General features: G+C 40.9%; 5 protein-coding genes. All 5 read left to right on the top strand.

Going from position 1 to position 10,600, the window contains the following annotated elements; translation table 11 throughout:
- Positions 1-251 precede the first annotated feature (251 nt).
- Positions 252-3,389, top strand: a complete 3,138-nt coding sequence (locus HY960_10520) for a T9SS type A sorting domain-containing protein (protein MBI5216174.1) — start codon at positions 252-254, stop codon at positions 3,387-3,389.
- 1 nt (position 3,390) lies between these two features.
- Positions 3,391-4,467: a PorV/PorQ family protein gene (locus HY960_10525; protein MBI5216175.1), complete on the top strand. Its 1,077-nt coding sequence runs from the start codon at positions 3,391-3,393 to the stop codon at positions 4,465-4,467.
- A 337-nt stretch (positions 4,468-4,804) separates the two neighbouring features.
- Positions 4,805-7,951, top strand: coding sequence for a T9SS type A sorting domain-containing protein (locus tag HY960_10530; protein MBI5216176.1), 3,147 nt, complete (start codon positions 4,805-4,807; stop codon positions 7,949-7,951).
- A gap of 103 nt (positions 7,952-8,054) precedes the next feature.
- A complete protein-coding gene (locus HY960_10535; GenBank protein MBI5216177.1) occupies positions 8,055-9,992 on the top strand; it encodes a T9SS type A sorting domain-containing protein in 1,938 nt (645 codons plus the stop codon).
- Positions 9,993-10,117: 125 nt separating this feature from the next.
- The coding region (locus HY960_10540; GenBank protein ID MBI5216178.1) for a hypothetical protein at positions 10,118-10,600 on the top strand (483 nt) is incomplete at its 3' end.

Consider the following 10,600-nt stretch of genomic DNA (forward strand, 5'->3'; position numbering starts at 1 on the left):
TATTCAAGTGGCGGTGAGAAATCACCGCCATTTTTTTTGTTCAAACAGCAATCAGGTTCGGAAGCTATTGTTGTACTCTCCTTATCTTTTTCTTACATTTTACCCCGCTTCCCGAATCCCGGGAAGTTGATGTTTTATCTTCACTCACGAGTAACATTTTCATAGTGCGATTTCATATTTTTCATTTGAGCATTATCTCCCCGAAGAATGTGTTCAAACATATCGTTGTTTCTTTGTTATTGATTTTCTCTTTGGCTGTTTCAGTATCAGCGCAAACTTATATAAAAGGAGAAAGTCAATTTCCCGTTTTGCAAGATACTGCAACAAGCGCTCTCCTGAACATCAACAATGTTTCTATGTGGGTGAATGATAATGGATTATTAGAAAAAAATTCAGTACGACAATCAGCCGGTGTAACATTTCCGCGAGGAACATCAACATTAGTGTATGATGGAGGACTGTTGTGGGGTGGTATTGTCCGTGACGGAATCACACCGGAAATCCGGGTGGGGGGACAGGCGCGCGTTGCAGGAACCATTCCCGGAAGAATTACTTCTTCTCATCTACCGGAGAATAGATTTGCAAATGCCGTTCGGGTTTTCCGAATTCGTCCCGATTGGAAAACAGGAGATTTGAGACAAGATGCGGCAGAAACATTCGGTATTTCCATTTATGATGTGACTGAAAACGAATTACAGGAATTACGACGGCGATATGCGGTAGATTGGTATAGCTGGCCCTGGCAAAAAGGTGCGCCATACTACGAACGAAACGGGATGCCCGGCTATCAGCCGGATACAGGTAGCTTTGCCGATTCGACTGACGATGAACCGGGGTTGTTAAACGCAGACCAGGTGATTTGGCTTGTGTGTAACGATTTAAACCAAACGACGACGAGAAATTTAGCAGGTTCATCGCCTATAGGGATTGAACATCAAATTACATGTTGGGCATATAAAGCAGAAGGGGAACTTGGGAATGTAATTTTTCAACAGCATAAAATTATTTACAAAGGGATGCCAACGACACCGCCCTCTTCAAGAATTGATTCAATGTATATTGCAAAGTGGGCAGACACAGATGTCGGAGAAGTGAAGGACGATTATTCCGGTTGTTTGATTAACAATAATCTTGGCTTTACTTACAACTCTTCCGAACTTGATTATGAGTATAACAAGTACGGATTAAAACCTCCCGTTATCGGTTATGATTTATTGCAGGGACCGAGAGTTCCAAAGCCCGGAGGTTCGGCACACTGGAATTTTTCAATCATCCCCGGGTATGAAAATCTCTCTATGACTTCGTTCGCCGCATTAGTTGACAGTGTTCATAGAGACCAACCATCACAAAATAATTATAACGGCACACTTCAATGGTGGAATTTGATGCGAGGATTTCAATCGCGTTTAGCCAATCCACCGGAATGTTTCAGAGACCCTTTTACTAATAGATGTACGACGTATCCTTACTCCGGAGACCCGAGGACATTTCAAGGTTGGGTTGATGGTAGAACAAATCCTCCGGGGGATAGACGAATACTGCTTTCTTCGGGACCGTTTCAAATGGAGTTAGGTGATACTCAATCGGTTGTTGTTGCGTTGATAGCCGCACAAGGCGACGATAGGGTTGAAGCGCTCAATAATCTTGAATCAACGGATAATACAGTTCAGGATTTATTTAATAGAGATTTTATCTTTGAGCAGTCAGTTCCGATTCCAACACTCAGAATCGTCGAGTTGAATAATAAATTTATTCTTGATTGGGAGTCTGACACAACTCAAATGGGGAAAATTGAACGTTACAATTCATATGGCTATCAATTTGAAGGATATAAAATTTACCAGTTCAAAAGTCCCACACTCGATAGTGATTATAAATTATTTCCTGCTTTTGACCCATCTTCTCCTCGTTATCTTCACTTAACGAACGATATCATCAGGAATAAGCCGTTAGTGAATGGGCAGAAATATTATTACGCTGTTACTGCGGTAATGCTTAATCCTAACCCTCTGGCTGGAAGTCCTCGTATTGAATCGCCCATCAAAATTCTGACAGCTGTTCCTCATTCGCCCAATCCCGGTGTGGTGTATCCATATGATATTGGAGATACGGTTACATCGGTGGTGAACAAAAAGGGATACAATGATGCACCGGTAACTGTTACGTACTTCGACCCATCCAAAGCAAAAGGTGATAGTTTGAAAATACTATTTCACTATCCGGATTTTTATTTTCTCCCAACATGGGACTTAGTCAATATGCGTACAGGGGATATGTTGGTTCAACAGAAGGGAATTAATAATTCTCCGTATCGGGTAATAAGTGAAGGTTTGGCGATACAGGTGCGCATGCCGCTTTTTGGTGTAAAAGGAGTTTACCAAACATTCTCGAATGGAATATCAACGAATGATTTTGTATTCAATCAACCGAATCCTCAAGGGAATTATATGGTCGTTGCAGGAGGTGCATCGCAGTTAGATTCTATTAACGGGGGAACAGCAAGCGACAGAGATATCGAATTTCGATTTTTAGGTGATTCAAGTTGGGCATTGTTGAGACGTGCTTCTGCGGGTGTCTCAAGGTGGGTTCGGGTTCCTTACACGGTATGGCAAATGGAACGTGATCCTGCTAACCCGATAGGAAGACAAGTTTATTCAGTAATCACTCAACAAGGGAATGATAGTATGTGGAGAGCAACTACGTTATTGGACAGGATGTATAATGGAAAACCATTGCAAACATTTTATCCGATAACAGTAATTGTTGATAGCCTTCAAACCGGTTTTCCTCCAAAATATTATGGCGGAACATACATTGATGATTTGAGTCATCCCACAATTCCGATTGTTCAGGCATACCTTTGGGTAAATTCTTACACGAAGCAGAAACCAACAGGTTTATATAGATTATATTTTGCTGATGTTGATGAAGACGGGATAGCAGTTCCGGCAAATACTGTAATTCGTTTTAAACGTTACAAAGATATTTTTGATGGAGATGAAAAGTTAGTTCTTCCCTCAGGAATTCAATATGATGATAATGCTGCATTGCAAAATGAAATTTCAAAAATAAATGTATTCCCGAATCCATATTATGCAGTAAACAGAGCGGAAACAGGTAAATATGAAAGATTTGTTACGTTTAATCATTTACCCTATCACGCTACGATAAGATTGTTCAATTTAGGCGGAGTGTTAGTGAGAACTATTACGAAGAACGATGAGACACAGTTTTTCACTTGGGACCTCAATAACGAAAATTCTTTACCTGTAGCAAGCGGTTTATATGTTGCACATCTTGAATTGAAAGATCGAAATATGATTGATCTGGGGACGAAGACGTTGAAACTTATGATAGTACAAGAACAACGATTTAAACAGGGAAGGTAGCATGGGATTGTTCAAATTGTATCAACGACGTAATCAAGTGATGTTGAAAATAATAAAAAATACTGTTCCGTTTTTTCTGCTGGTATTAATTTTCTGCGGTGAAATTTTTGCCGGACGGACGGACAAAGCCGGCGGGGCGGCGGCCTCCGAACTATTAATTCCTGTTGGTTCTTCATCTATTGGGAACGGGAGTTCTGATATTGCATTTGTTACAGGAGCCAATGCGTTGTATTGGAATCCTGCCGGATTAGCACGCACTGAAAAACAACACGAGTTACTGTTTTCTCACATGGGGTATTTTGCTGACATCGGAGTAGAATATTTTGCAGGAATGATACACATAGAAAATATGGGTACGCTGGGGTTGGGCGCGAAGATATTATCTGTTGGTGATATTCCTGTCACGACTGCAGACCAACCTGATGGCACAGGAGAAACTGCCTCTCCGACGTTTACTGTTTTATCGGGTGCGTATTCGAGAATGATTACTGATAAAATTTCATTCGGAGTTTCTGCAAATTATATTATTGAAAAAATGGAACAAGTATCCGCTACAGGGTTGGCGTTTACGGCAGGATTACAATACGAAGCGCTTGGCGGAGTAAAGGGATTATGTATGGGGGTTGCGATAAAAAATATTGGACCGAAGCTTCAGTATGATGGAGATGGTTTATTGTACTCCGGTGAATTAGACGACATGTTACGTCCGTCGTCATTAACAAAAATTCCATCCTCTGCAGATGACTTACCTTCAACAATAGAAATTGGTTTAGGGTATCGGAATCAATTAACAGAAGAATTATCATCGACGTGGACTGTGATGTTTCAGAATAACAATTATTCAGCAGACGAGTATCGCACCGGAATTGAAGTAGAAGTGAACCGTAGTTTTTATATTCGCGGTGGATATGTTTACTCTGTAGTTGAAGACAATCAAAAATATATTTTTGGTCCCACGTTAGGTCTTGGTACAAAATCTGTGATAGAAGACATTGAGTTTCAATTTGATTATGCGTATCGTTCATTAGATTTTTTTTCAGCCAATCATTCAATCACTCTAACGCTGAGCAAAAAGTAATTTTTTATTTGTACAAAAATATTTTTTTGACAAAAAATGAAAAAAAGTGTTCAAAAAATATTTCTTTTGTACCCAAAAAACTGACAATATGAGATGTTTTCGCAATATTATTGATTATGTGAAAATTGTAAAAAAAAAACTCAAAAATGCTTGACAAATTTTTAGAAAACGATTATATTCACTCAAGTCTACTATATTCCACCAAGAACAAAAATCTCAAATTACGTTTGACATTAGTCTGAATAATTACAAGAGTGTAATCGGTATTAGTATTCTAATTTTAAATCATGAAATTAACTATCTTCCCTAACCACAATTAATCAGGAGATTATTTTATATGAGACTACGTTACATTATTCTCTTTCTGATTGCGGCAAGTTGCTTAACGTTTGCACAAAAGAAACGTTATCTGGTCTCGCCGTATCAGGAAGTAATTCCACTAGATAAAGACCAAAGCGCGCGGATGGTCATGGATGCGCGTCAGCGTGAAGCAGAACGTGCGCGGAATGCTGAATGTTCGAATTCGGTCCTTGATGGGTTTACACCAACGGCATTCCCGGGAAACAACAACTTCGGAGCTCGTCACAAAGACGTTATGGGTGAGTGGTTTCAAGTTCGTTTCAATGGACGTATTGATACTATTTTCTGGGCAACATTTACGGGTTCAGAGGTAGGGGCGCTTGATTCGACTCTCTATGTTCGAATTCATCGTTCAAATATTGGACCAAATGCTGGTCCTGGTGTTCGACCGGGTCCATACAATCCACCATGCCAAAACTGGGGTTACTGGAGAAATACGGCAGACCTAGATCAGGGTGTTGCCGCATTTCCGGAAGATGCAACAGACACAGCATGGGTTTCAACAATTGCAGGTACTACCCCATCATTTCCACCTTTCGCAGAAGAGTTATGGGGTTTAGGAGGTTTCCCGGTTATTCATCACCCCGGGGTAACTAATTATCTTGCTATGTCTGATCTACCAACACCGGTTGATGTTGAAAAAGGAGATCTGTTCTTTCTTTCAATGAGAGTAAATGGTCCCCCACAACATGTTGACGACGGGCGTACAGAATTTTTAGCGGCAGATTTTGACAGTCGTCTGCCGGAGTATCGAGAATATTATCCGTCACGTAATTGGAAATTTTACGAACATGATTCCGGTCCTAGCCCGGTTTGCGCCGGTATTCCGACAAACCAGGTAAAGCGTGGATGGGTTGCTCGTGGTAATGCAAGCTCGGATGATACATTGCTTGTCTATGGATATAATTTTTGGTATTCAATTTCTACATTAGATAATACACCACCACAGCTATTATCATCAAACACATTGAGAACTACATTGTCAACAGAACCGCGAACGGTTATTGCAGAATTGCAAGATTGCGATCCGTCAAATCCTGATGAAGCAGGTATTGCAAGCGCTGTTATTTCGTACAGTGTCAATGGTGTGTTTGTTGAAACGGTTACCATGGATAACTTAGGTGGAAATACTTTTGTAGGCGAAATTCCCGGTCAAGAGGCATGGAAAACTGTTAGTTATTCTATTATTGCAACTGACACAAAGGGATTGATGTCTAATTTCCCGCAGGGTTCATACCGTGTAGTAGGTCTGAAGAACGAATATTTCACTACGGTTGTATCGAGCGGTTGTTCAACTAATGATATTAAAAATACAGGAACTGAAATTCCTCCTTCAGCATTATTTAAACATCCGAATAATGATGAAGACACAAATGTAAAAGATGATGGTTCCGCGGGTCCGTTTGCTCTTGGAACACCGTTTAATTTGTTTGGTCAACAATTAAATTATGCATGGGTGAGTGTCAATGGCGCTATTGCATTGAGTACCGCCGCTACTGAAACGCTTGATGTAAGTAGCACGGGTTTTTATTCATCTTTTGATTTCCCCGGTTCTGTAAGAAAGCACTCTGATCCTCGTGATACAGCAGTGTTAGGACGAAAGCCTTATAATTTTATTTCAGGTTACTGGGCTGACTTGATTTACGGTGATACGACCGCAGGTTCACAGTACGGTAGAATTTTGTATGAAGATTTAGGCACGAAGTTCGTCGTACAGTGGGATTCTTTGGCGATATTTGACCAAAATGGTGACCATTATCCTGATGAAATGATTTTCCGAATTGTGCTTGATAAGTCAAGTGGAAATATTTCATTTGAATATGATAATGTTGGTACCGGTGGTTCCGATACCTTATGCAGAATAGGTGTTCAAGTTGATACAATTGCCGCGTTAGGTGATAAATCTCCTTGGATCTATGTTAATGTTAATAACACACCTACCGAAACTACTCCAATAAATGGTAGATGTATTACCTTGCTACAAGGTAGTGGTTTTTCAGTTGCAAACGGATGGAATATGGTTTCAGTACCGGTTGTTCCATCAAGTTTTGTTAAATCTACATTATTCCCAACTGCTACGTCAGATGCTTTTAGATTTGAAGGCGGTTATTTAGCAACAGATCCTTTGGTGAATGGAGATGGTTATTGGCTGAAGTTTAATGGTGCTCAATCTGTAGCTATCCCCGGTGTAATACTGGAATCTCAAACAATTTCATTATCTCAAGATTGGAATTTAGTAGGTTCTGTGTCTGGTGCGGTTACTGCACCTGGTATGGATGCATGTATATTAAGTCAATTTTATGGATTTAGCAGCGGTTATGTTCCGGTTACATTTTTAGAGCCCGGAAGAGCATACTGGGTTAAATCGGCAGGCAGTTGTGACTTGGTGTTAAATTCTGGTTCTGCAGCGTTACCTAAATCAAACGCAGGAATCGGACAACTTAATGGTTTTAGCAAAATCACTGTTCGTGATAACAGCGGTGGTCAGCAAGCAATGTATCTCGCAGATGGAAATTCTCTGAAAGTACCCGTCGAAGTATTCGAGCTTCCTCCGGTTCCACCGGTTGGTGCATTCGATGCGCGTTTTGCTTCGAATCGAACAGTCGAAACATATTCCAGTGAAGCCGGAAAGGTCGGTGAATATGTTATCAATATTCAATCCACTTCTTATCCGGTTGTATTGCAATGGAATGTTGCCGCAAAGGGCAAATCAGTAGTAATATCGGAAAACGGTGAAGGAAAGAATCTCGGTACAACGATTCTCAATGGAAACGGTACGGTTCGTATTACGAATCCTGCGGTTTCAAGCATTAAGGTAAAAGTTGTTGACGACCTTGGTTTACCGAAAGAATTTGCATTAGGTCAAAATTATCCCAATCCATTCAACCCTGTCACAAGATTTAATGTGGCAATTCCGCAAACCGGAGATGTTGATATTTCCGTGTTTGATATTCTCGGTAGAAAAGTCTCCACCATTATCAGTGGTGAATTGCAAGCCGGGTATAAGACGATTGAATGGGATGGACGTGATTTTGGTGGAAACGCATCCCCGACAGGTATGTACTTTGTACGTATGACTGCAGGAGATTTCTCTGAAGTCCAAAAAATAATGTTGTTAAAGTAAAATTTTATCTCGCTGGGTACTTGCAAAAGTACCCAGCAAATTAATCCACGAAAGTAATCCTTAACTATTTATTATCTCTCAATTATTAACAGTGAGGTTTGTCATGAAAAAAACTTTAGTACTTCTCTTCGCGGTCGTGTTGTGTTCGTTAGGAATGCAATCCGTATCGTGGGGACAAAACTCGTTTGTAGTTCCGGTTGTTGTTTCAAACGGCGCTGACAGCGATACAATTTATATCGGGGTAAATTCCACCGCCACCTACGGTATTGATGCCGCATTAGGTGAACAGGAGTTACCTCCGGCACCGCCCTCTGGCGTGTTTGATGCTCGTTCATCCGATATCCCGGGCCGTACAGGTTTGGGACAAGGAGTGAGCAAGGACCTTCGCGCGTTAGCAGACGACTGCCAAGCAGATACATTTAAAATAAAATTTCAACCCAGTGATGAAGGTGGTTCCGATATCACGATTACATGGCCGGCTCTTGACAGTTACGGTTGCGGACGATGGCGCTTGACTGACAATTTGGGTGCAAGCCCGAATATTGATGTTGATATGTTATCGCAAAACAGCGTTACTGTAAATTTCGATGATTATGGATTCGTCTATATTCGTAAAGTGGACGGAGCTGAATTCCGTACGTTTGGTCTCGAAGCAATTGCTTTAGATGGAACGGTTGATTCCAAGGGTGTAAAAAAATATGGAAAAAACCATATCAAGCCAAAAAGCACTGGTTCTGATTTCTCCGTTACTTTTACAAATAATGAAACTGGTACCGTGAATGGTCTCTATGTCGATTTCAAAGAACCAATTGACACGACAGAAGACCATACGTATGGTCCATTCACTGTTGCCGCAGAAGCACCGAAAGGTAAAAGCGCAAAGTGGAATTATTCCGGTGCTACAATCAGTAATGGTGGTCAAGTAACCGTTACGGGTTGGTCCAAAAAAGATGGTAGCAAAGGACAATCTATTGCAACATTCTACTGGACAAACAACGGAACCATTGTAGGAACAAAGAAAAAGGGTGCAGAAGCTAACTTCACGAAGAATGTAGTTCGCTTGCCAATGCCTAACGCTTTGACCGGCTTGGAACAGGCTTTAGCGCAAAAGTATCCACTAAAGACAGACTATATGTACGTTGGTGTTTATAACACAGTGAAAGGTGGTCCTCCCTTCCTTTCTATGAAAAAGTATGGTGATGTTCTTAAGACATTGGTTGCTAATGCCGGTAAAGTAGGCAAACAAATATTACAGGATTCAGCAGCAAGTTGCTTTGACAAATTTGATAAAGCAAAAGGCACGGCCGATCGTCTTGGTAAAGCAACGACGGGTAATCTGAAAACTATGGGACCGGATAAGCAGAGAAATAGACTTGCAGGTTCTGCGGTTATGCTTTCTGTCAATTTAGCAATGAGTGAAACAGAGAAAATACCTGCTGGCTTAGGTCAGTTGCAAATTAACAAACCAACAAGTCCTTTCCACTCGTTAACAGTTGATAGTTTGCTTGCCAAGGCAAACCAATTCTTATCGTATTGCCCGACTGGTGGTGCTTATACTGCTGATGAATTAGCAGATGAAATTGATGCATTTAATGCCGCATTCGAAGGCGATCTTGATACAGCGTCTTGGAGTGGTGGTAAAGTGATTTACACTGGGGTAAAAGCAGTAGGTGATTTGGGTGGAGTATATGTTCGTGACGCAGGAATTACCCCGAAAGTGCTTCCCGGTGTAGCGAATTATTCAGAAACCCCCTATACTTTCTCATTAGGTCAAAATTACCCGAATCCATTCAATCCGAACACAACTATACAGTTCACTTTACCGACTGATGGTTTGGTAACGATTAAAGTATTCAATCTTCTTGGACAAGAAGTTGCAACTTTAGTAAATAATGAAGAATATACTGAAGGCATTCAGGAATTAAACTTTGATGCCACCAATTTATCTTCAGGTATTTACTTCTATCGTATTAATGTCAATGACATCAATACCGGTGAAGTTGCTTTTGAAGAACTTAAGAAAATGGTATTAATGAAGTAAGTTTTGTATATTCGGCTGGTCAAAAAAAGACCAGCCGAATATTTTTTATGATTTTTGTAATTTAAGTTATAAATAATTTATTCTAATCCACTATATATTCAATAACTAATTAAAGGAAAAATAACATGAAAAAACTCATGTTAATTGCATTAGCTCTCGTGTTAGTATCAAGCATGGCATTGGCACAGAGTTCAGCAGTAACCACAATCACAATCAACGCAGCAGCAACGGCATTAACGTTAGCAGCTTCCGATGGTGGTGTTGATGGAGTTCTTCGTGGCGTAACTTACACAGTCGTATTCGATGCATATGCTGGCGCAAGCACAGTAGCACCGAACAACAACGGTGAAGCACCGAACGGAGACGTTGGTGTCGATATCAGCGGCGACGTTACTTCAAACGTAGTCGTTGAAATGGATCTTCCGGATCATCTGCTCGGAACCGGTGGTACCTCAATGGCTATCACATTCCCTTCAAGCGGTCCTGGTTCAGGCGTCCGTGTTGAAACCGGCGGATTCTTCAATCCGAACGTAACCAACACCTTCAACCTCGGTGGTGGTGGTACCTGCAATCTTCGCCTCGGTTATGTGTTCACAGTTCCTGCGAAC

Source organism: Ignavibacteriota bacterium (assembly GCA_016212665.1).
In the GTDB taxonomy this organism is placed as follows: domain Bacteria; phylum Bacteroidota; class Ignavibacteria; order UBA10030; family SZUA-254; genus FW602-bin19.